The 14,776-nt window shown below is 68.8% G+C and carries 16 protein-coding genes; 13 read left to right on the top strand and 3 right to left on the bottom strand.

From position 1 onward, the window contains the following. The first annotated feature begins 43 nt into the window (after nucleotides 1-43). The 9 genes from ACFO0C_RS08240 (at nucleotide 44) to ACFO0C_RS08280 (ending at nucleotide 9,423) form a co-directional block, all read left to right on the top strand. A complete protein-coding gene (locus tag ACFO0C_RS08240; protein WP_378065947.1) occupies nucleotides 44-493 on the top strand; it encodes a DUF948 domain-containing protein in 450 nt (149 codons plus the stop codon). A 31-nt stretch (nucleotides 494-524) separates the two neighbouring features. Continuing rightward, nucleotides 525-815 (top strand): hypothetical protein, encoded by a 291-nt coding sequence (locus ACFO0C_RS08245; protein WP_378065948.1) that lies wholly within the window; start codon nucleotides 525-527, stop codon nucleotides 813-815. Then, entirely contained in the window at nucleotides 812-3,493 is a 2,682-nt protein-coding gene (gene alaS, locus ACFO0C_RS08250) for an alanine--tRNA ligase (RefSeq protein ID WP_378065949.1), read from the top strand. The genes ACFO0C_RS08245 and alaS overlap by 4 nt, the downstream gene beginning before the upstream one ends. A 264-nt stretch (nucleotides 3,494-3,757) precedes the next feature. After that, on the top strand, nucleotides 3,758-4,213 hold the full coding sequence (ruvX, locus tag ACFO0C_RS08255; protein ID WP_378065950.1) for a Holliday junction resolvase RuvX: 456 nt from the start codon (nucleotides 3,758-3,760) through the stop codon (nucleotides 4,211-4,213). A gap of 12 nt (nucleotides 4,214-4,225) precedes the next feature. Then, nucleotides 4,226-5,398, top strand: a complete 1,173-nt coding sequence (mltG, locus tag ACFO0C_RS08260) for an endolytic transglycosylase MltG (RefSeq protein WP_378065951.1) — start codon at nucleotides 4,226-4,228, stop codon at nucleotides 5,396-5,398. 164 nt (nucleotides 5,399-5,562) lie between these two features. Then, a complete protein-coding gene (gene mltG, locus ACFO0C_RS08265) occupies nucleotides 5,563-6,744 on the top strand; it encodes an endolytic transglycosylase MltG (protein ID WP_378065952.1) in 1,182 nt (393 codons plus the stop codon). A gap of 31 nt (nucleotides 6,745-6,775) precedes the next feature. Further along, entirely contained in the window at nucleotides 6,776-7,660 is an 885-nt protein-coding gene (locus ACFO0C_RS08270) for a shikimate dehydrogenase (protein WP_378065953.1), read from the top strand. 78 nt (nucleotides 7,661-7,738) lie between these two features. Then, entirely contained in the window at nucleotides 7,739-8,917 is a 1,179-nt protein-coding gene (aroC, locus tag ACFO0C_RS08275; protein ID WP_378065954.1) for a chorismate synthase, read from the top strand. Beyond that, complete coding sequence (locus ACFO0C_RS08280) at nucleotides 8,917-9,423, top strand: shikimate kinase (protein ID WP_378065955.1); 507 nt, start codon at nucleotides 8,917-8,919, stop codon at nucleotides 9,421-9,423. The genes aroC and ACFO0C_RS08280 overlap by 1 nt, the downstream gene beginning before the upstream one ends. On the opposite strand, the gene ACFO0C_RS08285 is transcribed toward ACFO0C_RS08280, so the two are convergent. Continuing rightward, nucleotides 9,420-10,229: a polysaccharide deacetylase family protein gene (locus ACFO0C_RS08285; protein WP_378065956.1), complete on the bottom strand. Its 810-nt coding sequence runs from the start codon at nucleotides 10,227-10,229 to the stop codon at nucleotides 9,420-9,422. The genes ACFO0C_RS08280 and ACFO0C_RS08285 overlap by 4 nt on opposite strands. Before the next feature lie 56 nt (nucleotides 10,230-10,285). Continuing rightward, the gene (locus ACFO0C_RS08290) at nucleotides 10,286-11,008 is read right to left on the bottom strand and encodes a Clp protease N-terminal domain-containing protein (protein ID WP_378065957.1); all 723 of its coding nucleotides are present in this window, start codon (nucleotides 11,006-11,008) and stop codon (nucleotides 10,286-10,288) included. Between the two features lie 78 nt (nucleotides 11,009-11,086). Here ACFO0C_RS08290 and aroB point away from each other — a divergent pair, with 78 nt between their 5' ends. The 4 genes from aroB to nusB all read left to right on the top strand — a co-directional run bounded on the left by aroB (nucleotide 11,087) and on the right by nusB (nucleotide 13,634). Further along, nucleotides 11,087-12,151, top strand: a complete 1,065-nt coding sequence (gene aroB, locus ACFO0C_RS08295) for a 3-dehydroquinate synthase (protein ID WP_378065958.1) — start codon at nucleotides 11,087-11,089, stop codon at nucleotides 12,149-12,151. Continuing rightward, the gene (aroQ, locus tag ACFO0C_RS08300) at nucleotides 12,148-12,567 is read left to right on the top strand and encodes a type II 3-dehydroquinate dehydratase (RefSeq protein ID WP_378065959.1); all 420 of its coding nucleotides are present in this window, start codon (nucleotides 12,148-12,150) and stop codon (nucleotides 12,565-12,567) included. The genes aroB and aroQ overlap by 4 nt, the downstream gene beginning before the upstream one ends. Nucleotides 12,568-12,642: 75 nt before the next feature. Beyond that, a complete protein-coding gene (gene efp / locus ACFO0C_RS08305; RefSeq protein ID WP_378065960.1) occupies nucleotides 12,643-13,200 on the top strand; it encodes an elongation factor P in 558 nt (185 codons plus the stop codon). Then, complete coding sequence (nusB, locus tag ACFO0C_RS08310; protein WP_378065961.1) at nucleotides 13,200-13,634, top strand: transcription antitermination factor NusB; 435 nt, start codon at nucleotides 13,200-13,202, stop codon at nucleotides 13,632-13,634. Before efp ends, nusB begins: the two co-directional genes overlap by 1 nt. A gap of 346 nt (nucleotides 13,635-13,980) precedes the next feature. Here the strand turns inward: nusB and bldD are convergent, their stop codons facing one another. Then, the gene (gene bldD / locus ACFO0C_RS08315) at nucleotides 13,981-14,469 is read right to left on the bottom strand and encodes a transcriptional regulator BldD (RefSeq protein ID WP_014446326.1); all 489 of its coding nucleotides are present in this window, start codon (nucleotides 14,467-14,469) and stop codon (nucleotides 13,981-13,983) included. Nucleotides 14,470-14,776: the final 307 nt, after the last annotated feature.

Consider the following 14,776-nt stretch of genomic DNA (forward strand, 5'->3'; position numbering starts at 1 on the left):
CGACCCGCCGAACCGTGACCACCCGAAGAGGAGAAAGCGCCACATGGATGCCGGAGATATCGCAGGTTTGATCGCGGCGGGCGCCTTTCTGATGCTCGTTCTCGTGCTGGCCGTGCCGATCCTCAAACTGGGGCGCACGATCGACGCCACGACCCATGCGATCAACGACACGGTGGACCGGACCGGCCCGCTGTTGTCGAACGTGAACACCACGGTGGAGAACGTGAACGTCGCACTCGGACAGGTCCAGGTCTCTTTGGACGGTGTGAACGTGCAGCTCGCCAAGGTCGACACGATGACCGAGCACGCTCAGAACGTGTCCGCGAACATCGCGAACCTGGTCACCGTCGTCTCCGCGGCCGCCGCGAACCCGCTGGTCAAGGTCGCCTCGTTCGGCTACGGCCTGCGCAAGGCGGCGAACGCGCGCCGGTCCGCCGAGGAGGAGCGCGAGGTTCGCGCCGCGATCAAGCAGCGCCGCAAGGCCGCCCGCTGAGCCTGTTCCGCGAGAGAGGTATCACTTCGTCATGAAGCGCCTGCTGTGGCTCGGTGTCGGCTTGGCCGTCGGCGCCCTCGTCGTCCGCAAGCTGAACCAGAAGGCCAACGAGTTCACTCCGACCGGCATCGCCACCTCCCTGTCGGAATCCGCTGGCGGCCTCGTCGAGTCGCTGCGTAGCTTCGTGGAGGACGTCCGCGACGGCATGGCCGAGCGGGAGCAGCAGATCCACGAGGCGTTCGCCGCGGGTGAGCTGTATGAGGACAAGTTCGCCGATCTGCGTGACGACGCGCAGCCCGGCTCGCAGGAGGGAAATCGATGAAGACGGCAGAGGTCAAGCGGCGCTTCCTGGCGCATTTCGAGGCGAACGGGCACACGGTGGTCCCGAGTGCCCCGCTGCCGGCTATCGACGACCCGAACCTGCTGTTCATCAACGCCGGCATGGTGCAGTTCGTCCCGTTCTTCCTGGGGCAGCAGACCCCGGCGTACTCGCGTGCGGCGAGCGTGCAGAAGTGCATCCGGACGCCGGACATCGACGAGGTCGGCAAGACCAGCCGGCACGGCACGTTCTTCCAGATGAACGGCAACTTCTCGTTCGGTGACTACTTCAAGGCCGACGCGATCCGGCTGGCCTGGGAGCTGTCCACCAAGCCGGTCTCGGAGGGTGGTTTCGGTCTCGACCCGGAGAAGATCTGGGCGACCGTCTACCTCGACGACGACGAGGCGATGGAGATCTGGAAGCGGACCGGCCTGCCGGCGGAGCGGATCGTGCGCCGCGGCAAGAAGGACAACTTCTGGTCGATGGGCATCCCCGGCCCGGCGGGCCCGTGCTCGGAGCTGTACTACGACCGCGGTCCGGCGTACGGCAAGGAGGGCGGCCCGGAGGTCGACGAGGACCGGTACCTGGAGTACTGGAACCTGGTCTTCATGCAGAACGAGATCACCGACGTGCGCTCCAAGGAGGAGTTCACGATCGTCGGTGACCTGCCGAAGCAGAACATCGACACCGGCATGGGCCTGGAGCGGATCGCGTCGATCCTGCAGGGCGTCGACAACATGTACGAGATCGACGAGGTCCGGCCGATCCTGGCCAAGGCCGCGGAGATGACCGGCAAGGAGTACGGCAAGCGCTCCGGCCACGCGGCGTCCGAGAGCCACCCGGACGACGTGCGCCTGCGGGTGATCGCGGACCACGTGCGTACCGCGCTGATGCTGATCGGCGACGGCATCGTGCCGTCGAACGAGGGCCGTGGCTACGTGCTGCGCCGGATCATGCGCCGGGCGATCCGGTCGATCCGCCTGCTCGGCTGGCAGGAGCCGGCGCTGCCGATCCTGCTGCCGATCGCCCGGGACTGCATGTCCCCGTCGTACCCGGAGCTGGCGAAGGACTTCGGCCGGATCTCCACGTACGCCTACGCGGAGGAGGACGCGTTCCTCTCCACGCTGAAGGCGGGCACCACGATCCTGGACTCGGCGATCGCCGAGTCCAAGAACAAGGGCAGGTCGCAGCTGTCCGGCTCGCAGGCGTTCAAACTGCACGACACGTACGGCTTCCCGATCGACCTGACCCTGGAGATCGCGCAGGAGCAGGGCCTGGAGGTCGACCAGGACGGTTTCCGCCGCCTGATGGCGGAGCAGAAGAAGGCGGCGAAGGCGGACGCGGCGGCGCGCAAGACGGGCCACGCGGACATGTCGGCGTACCGGTCGGCGCTGGACGCGGGCGGTGCGGTGGAGTTCACCGGCTACCAGGAGATCACCCGGGAGTCGCGGGTCCGTGCGCTGATCGGCGACTCCGGTCGTGTCGAGGTGGCCGGCGAGGGCGAGTTCGTCGAGCTGGTCCTGGACACCACCCCGTTCTATGCGGAGGGCGGTGGCCAGCAGGCCGACTCGGGTGTGATCAACGTGGGCGGCGGCCGGCTGGAGATCGTCGACGTGCAGCAGCCGCTGCCGGGCCTGATCGTGCACAAGGCGCGGGTGGTCCAGGGCGAGGTGCGCGCGGGCGAGACGGCGCTGGCCGAGATCGACGTGAACCGGCGTAAGGCGATCTCCCGGTCGCACACGGCGACGCACCTGGTGCACCAGACGATGCGTAACTTCCTCGGCGAGTCGGCGACCCAGGCGGGTTCGCTGAACGCGCCGGGCCGGCTGCGGTTCGACTTCCACACGCCGGGCGCGGTGAACCCGTCGGTGCTGTTCGACGTCGAGCAGCAGATCAACGAGGTGCTGCTGCGCGACCTCGAGGTCAACGCGTTCGTCACCTCGCAGGAGGAGGCGCGGCGGCTCGGCGCGATGGCGCTGTTCGGCGAGAAGTACGGCGACGAGGTCCGGGTGGTCGAGGTCGGCGACTACGCCCGTGAGCTGTGCGGTGGCACGCACGTGGCGCGTTCCGGCCAGCTCGGTCTGGTGAAGATCCTCAACGAGTCGTCGATCGGCTCCGGGGTCCGCCGGGTGGAGGCGCTCGTCGGCCTGGACGCGTTCAGCTTCCTGGCGAAGGAGCACCTGCTGGTGTCCCGTCTCGCCGACCTGTTCCGGGTGCCCGGCGAGCAGGTCGCCGACCGGGTCGAGCAGACCGTCACGGCGCTGCGCGACGCGGAGAAGGAGTTGGAGAAGCTGCGGGCGCAGATGGTCCTCGGCGGGGCGGCCGCACTGGCCGGCCAGGCGAAGGACGTGCGTGGTGTGGCGTATGTGGGCACCGAGGCGCCGGAGGGCGCGGCCGGTAACGACGTGCGGACGCTGGCGCAGGAGATCCGCGGCAAGATCGACGCGGCGCGTCCCGCGGTGGTCGCGGTGACCTCCCGGTCCAACGGCAAGGCGTCGCTGATCGTCGCGATCAACGGCGCGGCGAAGAGCCGTGGCATCTCCGCGCAGGACCTGGTGAAGGCGGCGTTGTCCGGCCGGGGTGGCGGCAACGCCGACCTGGCGCAGGGTGGCGGCCTTCCGGCGGAGGAGGCGCCGCGCCTGATCGCGGCGATCGAGCAGGCGGTCGCCGACAAGGCGTGAGTCCCATCTGTCGAGAGCGCTCCGGAGTTTCTCCGGAGCGCTTTCGTGTGACGGTGGGTGAGCGGCGCCTGCCGTTTGGGTACTCCGTTTCTTAGCGGATCTTTAGGCCTTGCCCCGGGTAGCGGCGCTCCGGCCAGCGAGGGGGCTAAGCTCTTGGTCGCGATCGGTGACGATCATCGAAGAGATTGATCGCTGGTCTTCGCATCAATGCGTAATCGGGGACAGGAGATGCGGGTTGCTGCTGTGCAGGGTGGGAGCGTGATCATGCGCTTCGCTCGGGGCGTCCGCCTGGGTGTGGACGTGGGTCAGGTACGTGTCGGTGTCGCCAAGTGCGACCCGGACGGCATCCTGGCCAGCCCGGTGGTGACCGTGCCGCGGGACCGGGAGACCGGTGACGACGGCACTCCGAAGGACATGGTGGAACTGGCCCGTCTGGTGGCCGAGCACGAGGCGACCGAGGTCGTCGTCGGGCTCCCGGTGGCCCTCAACGGGCGCGAGGGCGTGGCGGCCGGTCACGTCCGGGCGTACGCGGAACGGCTCGGCGCGGTGCTCGCGCCGGTGCCGGTGCACCTGACCGACGAACGGATGTCGACGGTCGTGGCGAGCCGGCGGCTCTCGGAGCGCGGTGTGAAGGGCAAGCGCCAGCGGGCGGTGGTGGACCAGGCGGCGGCTGTGGAGATCCTGCAGCGTTGGCTGGACGCGCAGCGGAGGCAGACTTAATTGAGCGACCAGATGGAACTCAGGTTCGAGAGCAACCCGGACCCCGGGCGGTGGCGTCACCGCCGTAAGGAGGGGAAGGGCCGCTCCGTCGTCGCCTTCGTCATGGTCCTGCTGCTGTTCGGCGTCCTCGGCGGCGGCGCCTGGTATGGCTACGACCGCTTCTCCGGACGTTTCCTGGCCGCCGACTTCGACGGTCCCGGCAGCGGTGAGGTGATCGTCGAGGTGAAGAAGAACGACACCGCCTCCGCGATCGCCGACACGCTCTACGCCCAGGGTGTGGTCAAGAGCGCCCGGGCGTTCGTGAACGCCGCGAACGAGAACCCGGACAGCACCGACATCCAGGTCGGGCAGTACAAGCTCCGCAAGGAGATGAAGGCCAGCGACGCGGTGAGCATGCTGCTGGACCTGAAGAACAAGTACGTCGAGGGCGCGGTCACGATCCCCGAGGGCTGGACGAAGATGCAGGTCTTCGATGCCTTCGCGAAGGCCAGCGGCCTCAAGTACGAGGACTTCGAGAAGGCCGCCGCGGACATCTCGAAACTCGGCGTCTCGGCGGAGTGGCTCAAGCGGACCGACGGCAAGAAGGTCGACAAGTCCAACATCGAGGGCTTCCTCTATCCGGCGACCTACGAGATCCCGGACAAGAACCCGAACGCGACCGCGATCCTCAAGCAGGTCATCGTCAAGTTCAACGCGGAGATGACCAAGCTGAACTTCGTCGAGACGGCCAAGACCAAATTCAACATCTCGCCGTACGAGGCACTGGTCGCCGCCTCGATCACGCAGGTCGAGGCGCTGCTGCCGGAGGACATGGCCCCGGTGTCGCGGGTGCTGTACAACCGGGCGTACTCGGGTGATTTCCCCTGCGGCTGCCTCCAGCTGGACAGCACGGTCAACTACTGGCTGCGGCTGAACGGCAAGGAGGGCAAGTCCTCCGAGAAGCTCACGATCGACGAGCTGCACGGCGACGACAACCCGTACCGGTACAACGCGCCGGGCATGTCGATCGGCCCGATCAGCAACCCGGGTGAGCTGGCCCTGAAGGGTGCCATCGAGGCGCCGAAGAGTCCGTACTTCTTCTTCGTGACGATCGACGCGAAGGGGACCATGGCCTACGGCAAGACCTTCGACGAGCACAACGCCAACATTCAGATCGCCTGTAAGAACGGTATCCCGATCTGCTGACCCTCAGACGGGTGCTGTGGCCGGCCGGAGTTGCTCCGGTCGGCCACAGCGCGTTAGGCAGGGACGCAGGGGTGGGCGCGAAGGCATCGATGTGGGTATGGTGCGCGTCAGTGCTGGTCGTGTTCTGACCGGAGTCGGCCGGACGGGCAGCGGAGGCAGACGAGATGATCGACGAACTGGATGTGGCGTTCGAAGAGGACGCCGAGTCGCGTGGTTCGCGGCGGGGTACCAGGGCCGGTAAGGGCCGTGGCAAGTCGGCGGTGGCGCTGACCATGACACTGCTCCTGTTCGCGGCTCTGGGCGGTGGTGTCTACTTCGGTTACACCAAGGTCCGCAGTTTCTTCGTCGCGGCCGACTACGAGGGTTCCGGCAGCACTCCGGTCGAGGTCACGATCAGGAAGAACCAGTCGCTCACCGAGATCGGCAACGAGCTCGTCGAGGCTGATGTGGTGAAGAGCACAAAGGCGTTCACCGAGGCCGCCGACGCCGAGCCGCGCAGCAAGAACATTCAGGCCGGCACCTATGTGCTGCGCAAGCAGATGGCCGCCAAACAGGCGGTCGCCCAGTTGCTCGACCCGAACACGCGGCTCAGCAAAGGCGTGACGATCCCCGAGGGCAAGACCGCCAAGCAGACCTACCAGCTGCTCTCCAAGGCCACCGGCATCCCGGTGAAGGACTTCGAGGAGGCGGCGAAGGACCCGGTGGCGCTCGGCGTGCCGGACTGGTGGTTCAACCGCGGCGACGGCAAGCAGGTGTCCAAGACCGCCGAGGGTTTCCTCTTCCCCGACACCTACGAGTTCGACCCCAAGGTGACCGCCACGCAGGCGCTGCGCACGATGGTGGACCACTTCCTGACCGTCACCGGTGACATGAGCTTCGCCGACGAGGTGCAGAAGAACCGGAAGGTGTCGCCCTACGAGGCACTGATCGTGGCGTCGCTGTCGCAGGCCGAAGCCGGCATCGCCGCTGACCTGCCCAAGGTCTCGCGGGTGGCGTACAACCGGGCCTACGTCAAGGACATGCCCCTCCAGTTCGACGTCACCACCAACTACTGGCTCGAGCTGAACGGCAAGGACCCCAAGCATTCGGGCAACCTCCTGAAGAAGGAGATGGAGGACCCGAAGAACCCGTACAACACGGAGATCGTGAAGGGTCTGCCGATCGGTCCGATCAACAGCCCCGGCAAGGCGGCGCTGGTCGGCGCGATGAACCCGACGAACGGGCCGTGGCTGTTCTTCGTGGCGGTCGACAAGAGCGGCAAGTCCGCGTTCGCGGTCACCGACGCCGAGCACCAGAAGAACGTGCAGAAGGCCTGCGCCAACGGCATCAACCTCTGCGGCAAGTGAGCTGATTACCCGGCCCCGTAAAGTGGGCCGGGTGCAGAGCCAAGACGAGACCCCGTCCAGCGGCCGGAAGGCCGCCGTGTGCGGTAAGCCGATCGCACACTCGCTCTCCCCGGTGATCCACAATGCCGGGTTCGCCGCTGCCGGGCTGACCGGGTGGTCGTACGAGGCGATCGAATGCGCCGAGTCCGAGCTGCCGGACCTGGTGGCCGGCCTGGGCCCGGAGTGGGCCGGCCTGTCGCTGACCATGCCGCTCAAGGAGGCCGGGCTGCGCCTGGCCACCTCGGCGTCCCCGGTCGCCATCGCGGCCGGTGTGGCCAACACCCTCGTCCGCCAGCCGGACGGGTCCTGGCACGCCGACAACACCGACGTCCCCGGCATGGTGCACGTGCTGCGGGAGGCCGGCCTCGGTCTGAGCCGTGGCCGCCACGCGGTCAAGGAGGCGCCGCCGCGGATCACCGTGCTCGGCGGTGGCGGCACGGCCCGGGCGGCTCTGGCCGCCGCTGCCGAGCTGGGCGCCGAGGCGGTCACCGTGGTCACCCGCCGTCCGGAGGCCCGCGAGGAGCTGGGCCCGGTGGCGGTGGCGCTCGGCCTGACCCTCAACGGTGTCGCCTGGGCCGACGCGGAGGGCGCGTTCGACGCCGAGGCGATCCTGTCGACGGTGCCCAAGGGGGCCGCCGACGACCTGGCCGAGCGGGTCGTCTGGCGACCCGGCAGTGTGTATTTCGACGCCCTCTACGACCCGTGGCCGACGCCGCTGGCCGCCTCCGCCACGAAGCACGACATTCCCGTGGTCTCCGGGCTGGACCTGCTGCTGGCTCAGGCGCTCAGCCAGTTCGAGCAGTTCACCGGGGTGCCGGAGGCTCCCCAGGAGGCGATGCGGACGGCGCTCGGCGAGGCCGTCGCCGAGCGCGGGTGACCCGATAGCCGGTGTCCGTCAGGCGGGATGCGTCCGGCCTCGTGCCGCCGGGTGTGGGCGCCGTGCCAGACTGTTGCGGTGTTGCGCTGGCTTACTGCAGGTGAATCGCACGGACCGGCGCTCGTCGCGCTGCTCGAGGGTGTCCCCGCCGGGATCGAGGTGACGAGCGCTGACATCACCCGTGACCTGGTGCGGCGTCGTCTCGGCTACGGCCGTGGGGCGCGGATGAAGTTCGAGAAGGACGAGCTCGAGCTCATCGGTGGCATCCGTCACGGGGTGACGCAGGGGTCGCCGGTGGCGATCCGGATCGGCAACACCGAGTGGCCCAAGTGGGAGACCGTGATGGCGGCCGACCCGGTGGACCCGGAGGTGCTGGCCGCGCAGTCGCGCAACGCCGCTCTGACCCGCCCGCGCCCGGGCCACGCCGACCTGGCCGGCATGCAGAAATACGGGCACACCGACGCCCGCCCGATCCTGGAGCGCGCGAGCGCCCGGGAGACCGCGGCCCGTGTCGCCGTCGGTGTGGTCGCCAAGCAGCTGATCAGGCAGGCACTCGGCATCGAGATCGTCTCGCACGTGATCGAGCTGGGTTCGGTCGCCGCCAAGCCCGGCGTGCTGCCGACGCCCGACGACTTCGACCGGATCGACGAGGACCCGCTGCGCTGCCTCGACCCGGAGGCCAGCGCCCGCATGGTGGCCGAGGTCGACGCGGCGAAACAGGATGCCGACACCCTCGGCGGCATCGTCGAGGTGCTGGCCTACAACGTGCCGCCGGGCCTCGGCTCGCACGTGCAGTGGGACCGCAAGCTCGACGCCCGCCTGGCCACGGCGCTCATGTCGATCCAGTCGGTCAAGGGCGTGGAGATCGGCGACGGCTTCACCCAGGCCCGCTCGCGGGGTTCGGTGGCGCACGACGAGATCGTGCCGACGCCCGACGGGGTGAAGCGGGTGACCGACCGGGCCGGTGGCCTGGAGGGCGGCATCACCAACGGCGAGCCGCTGCGGGTGCGTGCCGCGCTGAAGCCGATCTCGTCGCTCAACCGGGCGCTGCAGACCGTCGACATCGTGACCGGTGAGCCGGCCACGGCGATCAACCAGCGGTCCGACGTCTGTGCGGTTCCAGCCGGTGCGATCGTGGCCGAGGCGATGGTCGCGCTGGTCCTGGCCGAGGCGGCGACGGAGAAGTTCGGCGGTGACTCGGTCGACGAGATCCGGCGCAACCTGCGGTCGTACCTCGACAATCTGATCATCCACTGATGGCTCCGGTCGCGGTCTTCGTCGGCGTCATGGGCGCCGGTAAGACCACCATCGGCAAGGCGGTCGCCGCGGAGCTCGGCGTCGCCTTCGCCGACACCGACGCGATCATCGAGGAGCGGGCCGGCAAGCCGATCCCGGAGATCTTCGTCGACGACGGCGAGGCCGCGTTCCGCGCCCTGGAGCGCGAGGTCGTGGCGTCGTCCCTGGAGACGTTCGGCGGGATCCTCGCCCTGGGCGGTGGAGCGATTCTCGACGAGGGTACGCGGAAGATCCTCACCGCCCACACGGTCGTCTTCCTGTCCGTCGAGCTGAGCGACGCGATCAAACGGGTCGGGCTGGGTGCCGGCCGTCCGCTGCTGGCGATGAACCCGCGGGCCACCCTGAAATATCTGCTCGACCAGCGTCGCCCGCTCTATCTCGAGGTGGCCACCCACACGCTGGCCACCGACGGCCGCGACGAGCAGGACGTGACGGCCGAGGTCGTCGCCCTGCTCCGCGGCGTCTAGACGGCCGAGGGCGTCGGCTTCTTCTTCTCCAGGGCGAGCAGCTCGGGGACGGTGACGAGGCGGAAGCCCCGCGCCTTGAGGCCGGCGAACATGGCGCCGAGCCCGCGCAGTGACACGAGCCGGTGGGGTTTGCCGGTGTCGTGTGCCAGGACGATCGAGCCCGGCCGGACGTTGTCGACGATGTCGCGCACCTGCCCGTCCGGGTCCTTCTCGAAATACAGCTCGCGCATCAGGTGCGACCACAGCACGATGTCGTAGCCCATGCAGTCGGCGGCCAGCACCGTCGAACCGCCGAGGTGCCCGTAGGGTGGTCGCATCAGTGTCGGCGTGCGCCCGAACACCTGCTTGATCATGTCGTGGGTCCTGGACAGCTCGCTCTGCACGCCGGCCCGGTCGAGGGTGGCGAGGTCGTCGTGCGACCAGGAATGGTTGCCGATCTCGTGCCGGCCCATCCGGTCGCGGACCAGGTCGGCGTGGGCCTCCAGGTTGCGCCCGACCATGAAGAACGTGGCCGGGACCGAGGCCTCGTCGAGGGCGTCGAGCACCATCGGCGTCCAGTCCGGTGCGGGACCGTCGTCGAAGGTGAACGCCACCACCGGCTCGTCGGTCTCCACGTAGTAGCGGACCGAGAGGCCCGGGTGCTGCAGGTCGCCCGGCGCGTCCGCGGCCGCCGCGTAGCCGCCGCTGAGCGGTGGCCGGTCCCACCCGAACAGGCGGGGCAGCCCGACCGCACCGAGCGCCCCCACCGCGACCCCGCCGGTGGCCAGAAGTGCCCGGCGCGTGACCGTACGTCGATCGATACCCATGTGAATGAACCCCCCGTTGCGGTCAGCGAGAGTATCGGGTGACCGCAACGGGAAGATCAGCGGTTTGCGGTGAGCTGTTGCTCCAGTTGTTCGATGCGCCGGACGAGGGGAGCGAGTTCGGCGCGGACAGCGTTCAGCAGGACCGGCGGGGCGGTCTGGTCGGCGGTGGTGGACCGCAGGTGGTGGGCGTATCCGGCGACGGCGGCGGCGACGGTCCGGCGGGCAGCCTTGCCGTCGACGCCGCGGGAGCGGAGCAGCTCTCCGGCGGCACCGTCGGGCTCGGCGGCCAGGCCGACGAGCAGGTGCTCGCAGCCCACGTAGTTGTGCCCGAATCCGATCGCCTCACCGACGCTGAGCTCCAGGGCCACGGCGGCGGCCGCGCTGAACCGCAGGGCACCGGGGGCGGCCGGCGGCTCGGGCGTGGACGGGGCGGTCAGCGAGGCCGGGGTGACGTCCATCGCGGTGAGGATCTGCAGGCCCAGGTTGTGCCCCTCGGCCAGCAAGCCGTGCAGCAGGTCACCGGTGGTGACCGAGTCGGCGCCGGTCTCGCGGGCCCGGGTGGCGGCCAGGTTGAGGGTGTTGATCAGGCGGGCGGTGAAGGTGGGCAGGCGCTCGGCGAGCCAGGCCGGGTCGACGTCGGTCAGGACGGCCTGGCGGATCGTGGTGATCCGGCGGACCGCCTGCTCCAGGGCGCGCTGGCAGATCGGCGAGACGGGCAGGCCTGTCTCGCGCACCGATTCGGCGAGGTCGTCCGGCAGGTACACGTTGATTTTCGGCATGCGTCATGTGTAACCCGACTGGGGTCATCTGTATATAACCCCATGGAGGCCCGCAGGGGTACGCATAGGGTGTAGCCCGTGGTGACGCGGATTCCGGTGACGGGCGACCGTCCATATGACGTGGTCGTGGGTCGAGGGCTGGCGGGCGAGCTGCCCGCGATGATCGAGGGCGCGGCCCGGGTGGCGGTGCTGCACCCGCCGACGCTCCGCGAGCGTGCCGAGGCCGTCGCGAAGTCGGCCGGTGACGTGACCGTGGTGCCGATCGAGGTTCCCGACGCCGAGCGGGGCAAGTCGATCGAGGTCGCCGCCCGGTGCTGGGACGCTCTCGGGGCCGCGGGCTTCACCCGTACCGACGTGGTCGTGGGTGTCGGTGGTGGAGCGACCACCGACCTCGCCGGCTATGTCGCGGCGGCCTGGCTCCGCGGTGTCCGATGGGTGCCGGTCTCCACGTCGGTGGCCGGCATGGTCGACGCCGCCGTCGGCGGCAAGACCGCCGTCAACATCGCCGCCGGCAAGAACCTGGTCGGTGCCTTCCACCCGCCCGCCGGGGTGCTCTGCGACCTGGACGCGCTCGACACGCTGCCCGCCGAGGACATCGCGGCCGGCCTGGCCGAGGTGGTCAAGGGCGGTTTCATCGCCGACCCGCGGATCCTGGAGCTGGTCGAGGCCGATCCGGCCGCCGCTCTCGACCCGCGCGGTGACGTGCTGCGCGAGCTGGTCGAGCGCAAGATCCAGGTGAAGGCCGACGTGGTCGGGGTCGACCTCAAGGAGTCCGGCCTGCGGGAGATCCTCAACTACGGGCACACGCTGGGTCACGCGATCGAGCGACGCGAGAAATACACCTGGAAGCATGGACACGCCATCGCGGTGGGCCTGATCTTCGCGGCCGAGCTGGGCCGGCTCACCGGGCGGCTGGACGCCGCGACCGCCGACCGGCACCGGACGATCCTGGAGTCGCTGGGGCTGCCCACGGCGTACCCCGAGGAGGCCTGGGCGGACCTGCTGCCCGCCATGCGCGTCGACAAGAAGGCGCGGGCCGCCACCCTGCGGTTCGTGGTTCTGGACGGCCTGGCGAAGCCGGGCATCCTGGCCGGGCCGGACGAGGATCTGCTGCGCGAGGCGTACGCGGCGGTGGCCCGATGATCTACGTGCTGAACGGGCCGAACCTGGGCCGGCTGGGCCTGCGCGAGCCGGGGATCTACGGCTCGTCGACCTATCAGGACCTGGTCGAGATGTGCCAGACCGTCGCCGACGACCTGGGCCTGTCCGTCGAGGTGCGGCAGACCAACGCCGAGCACGAGATGCTGGAGTGGCTCTACCAGGCCGCCGACGAGGGCGCCGACGTGGTGCTCAACCCCGGCGCCTGGACGCACTACAACTACGCGGTCCGGGACGCCTGCGCGATGCTGCGCGGCAAGCTGGTCGAGGTGCACATCTCCAACGTCCACACCCGTGAGGAGTTCCGGCACCGCTCGGTCATCTCCCCGGTCGCCACCGGAGTGATCGCCGGCCTGGGTTTCGACGGATATCGCCTGGCACTGGAGCACATCGCACGGTAGGCCCGATTCGCTCCGGCCAGGTTCGCGCCGGTAGAGTGGTTCGGTCACCGATTCGCGTCAAGATCAAGGCAGGACATGGCTTCCACCAACGACCTGAAGAACGGCCTGGTTCTCAACCTCGACAAGGAGCTGTGGTCCGTCGTTGAGTTCCAGCACGTCAAGCCAGGTAAGGGTCCGGCCTTCGTGCGGACCACGCTGAAGCACGTGCTGTCCGGCAAGGTCGTCGACAAGACCTTCAACGCGGGCACCAAGGTCGAAACCGCGACCGTGGACAAGCGCACGATGCAGTATCTGTACCAGGACGGTGAGGACTTCGTCTTCATGGACCTGGACACCTACGACCAGATCCACGTCTCCGGCGCCACGGTCGGTGACAACGCCAACTACCTGCTGGCCGAGGCCGAGGTCACGGTCGCGCTGCACGAGGGTGTGCCGCTCTACATCGAGCTGCCGACCAGCGTGTTCCTCGAGGTCACCTACACCGAGCCGGGCCTGCAGGGCGACCGTTCGACCGGCGGCACCAAGCCGGCGACCGTCGAGACCGGCGCCACGGTTCAGGTTCCGCTCTTCATCACCACCGGTGAGAAGATCAAGGTCGACACCCGCGACGGCCGCTACCTCGGCCGCAGCTGATGGCTGAAGGTCCCAAGAAGGAACGGCTCGCGCGTCGCAAGGCCCGCAAGCGAGCGCTGGACGTCCTCTTCGAGGCAGACCTGCGTGACCTACCGCCGAGCCAGGTGCTGCTGACGTACCTGGACCGGATCGCGAAGCCGCACCCCGAGCACCTCGAGTATTCGAAGACGCTCATCGAGGGTGTGGCCAAGCACCTCGACCGCATCGACGAGCTGATCGCCAGCTACGCCGAGGGGTGGACGATCGACCGCATGCCGACGGTCGACCGCAACCTCGCCCGGATCGCCGTCTACGAGCTGCTCTTCGAGCCGGACGTGGACGATCCGGTGGCGATCACCGAGGCGGTCGAGCTGGCGAGGGAGATGTCGACCGACGACAGCCCGCGCTTCCTCAACGGGTTGCTGGACCGGATCGCCGCTTTCGCCACTCGCTGAGCCCTGTCAGGTGGGCCCGGACCATCGGTCCGGGCCTTCTCTGTGTCCGCCGACGCCCACGTCTGCCTGTTCCGGCCCGAAGATGTGGGTTCCGCGGCTGCCGGCGCCCGTGTCGGCGACGGAGAGCGACGAGATCCGCGTGACCCTCCGGATCGGCCGGTCACCGGGCAGCGACCAGGGGTTCCGAGTTCCCGGAGATCAGCCATGTCGATGTCTACGGGAACGGCGCGTCCGGGGTTCACCGGGGTCGGAGAGCGCCGAGAATGGCGAAAGCCCGCGTCGGGGGGACGCGGGCTTTGCGGGGGGCGCTACTGGGTGTTGCTGATTTTGTTGAGCCGGCCGCAGGTCAGCTGGCGAAGAAGGCGCGCGGGTCGGCGACCAGGACGCCCTGCTCGGTCAGGCGCTCGATGAGGCCGGACGGCGAGATGTCGTAGACGATGGCGAGAGCCCGCAGGTCGTCGGCCCGAATGGAGAGGACACGACCGTTGTAGTCGCCACGCTGCTGCTGGATCGCCCGGGCGTACCGCGCCACGTAGGCGAGGTCTTCACCCGTGGTGTCGTACAGCTTCTCGAGGTCCAGGACGATCTTGTTGGTGGCCTCGAGCCGGATGCCACTGCCGTCGGGCAGGAGCTCGGAGACGGGCACACGGTAGAAGTCGGCCAGTTCGGCCAGACGCGACACGGTGACGGCGCGGTCGCCGCGCTCGTAGGAGCCCACGACGACCGCCTTCCAGCGGCCGTTGGACTTCTCTTCGACGCCCTGCAGGGACAGGCCCTGCTGCTGACGGATGGAGCGCAGGCGGGCGCCCAGCGACTTCGCGTACTCAGACGGCATACGGACACTCCCGGTACTGTGCTGGCCCGGAGGGTTCTTTTCCTCGCGGATCGCTACGCTGCGTGACGGTACGGAGTTTGCGACCGCCGGTCAAGTGTTGGTTACCGATGAGTCGTGCGAGGCGCACCAAAGTTACCGGCTGTATCCCTAGACGGTGGGATTTGTCCGCTTTGCTTCAGTCAGGCACGTCACCATGGCCAACGCCGCGTCCACTGATAACGTAGCGTCAGCCATCGGGTCTTCAGCCAACAGGACCCGACCGACATCCTTTAACGACCCGTCCCGTGAGGCGGGGAAGGAGGTCCGC

Origin of the sequence: Actinoplanes subglobosus (assembly GCF_042650585.1) — a bacterium.
Lineage (GTDB): Bacteria > Actinomycetota > Actinomycetes > Mycobacteriales > Micromonosporaceae > Actinoplanes > Actinoplanes subglobosus.

What these genes read in the sequence shown, in the direction of transcription:
- ACFO0C_RS08240 (WP_378065947.1), top strand. Translation starts at nt 44, where the DNA reads ATGGATGCCGGAGATATCGCAGGTTTGATCGCGGCGGGCGCCTTTCTG.
- ruvX (WP_378065950.1), top strand. Translation starts at nt 3,758, where the DNA reads ATGCGCTTCGCTCGGGGCGTCCGCCTGGGTGTGGACGTGGGTCAGGTA.
- ACFO0C_RS08290 (WP_378065957.1), bottom strand. Translation starts at nt 11,008, where the DNA reads ATGCCGAAAATCAACGTGTACCTGCCGGACGACCTCGCCGAATCGGTG.
- aroQ (WP_378065959.1), top strand. Translation starts at nt 12,148, where the DNA reads ATGATCTACGTGCTGAACGGGCCGAACCTGGGCCGGCTGGGCCTGCGC.
- ACFO0C_RS08280 (WP_378065955.1), top strand. Translation starts at nt 8,917, where the DNA reads ATGGCTCCGGTCGCGGTCTTCGTCGGCGTCATGGGCGCCGGTAAGACC.
- alaS (WP_378065949.1), top strand. Translation starts at nt 812, where the DNA reads ATGAAGACGGCAGAGGTCAAGCGGCGCTTCCTGGCGCATTTCGAGGCG.
- mltG (WP_378065951.1), top strand. Translation starts at nt 4,226, where the DNA reads ATGGAACTCAGGTTCGAGAGCAACCCGGACCCCGGGCGGTGGCGTCAC.
- mltG (WP_378065952.1), top strand. Translation starts at nt 5,563, where the DNA reads ATGATCGACGAACTGGATGTGGCGTTCGAAGAGGACGCCGAGTCGCGT.
- bldD (WP_014446326.1), bottom strand. Translation starts at nt 14,469, where the DNA reads ATGCCGTCTGAGTACGCGAAGTCGCTGGGCGCCCGCCTGCGCTCCATC.
- ACFO0C_RS08285 (WP_378065956.1), bottom strand. Translation starts at nt 10,229, where the DNA reads ATGGGTATCGATCGACGTACGGTCACGCGCCGGGCACTTCTGGCCACC.
- ACFO0C_RS08245 (WP_378065948.1), top strand. Translation starts at nt 525, where the DNA reads ATGAAGCGCCTGCTGTGGCTCGGTGTCGGCTTGGCCGTCGGCGCCCTC.
- efp (WP_378065960.1), top strand. Translation starts at nt 12,643, where the DNA reads ATGGCTTCCACCAACGACCTGAAGAACGGCCTGGTTCTCAACCTCGAC.
- nusB (WP_378065961.1), top strand. Translation starts at nt 13,200, where the DNA reads ATGGCTGAAGGTCCCAAGAAGGAACGGCTCGCGCGTCGCAAGGCCCGC.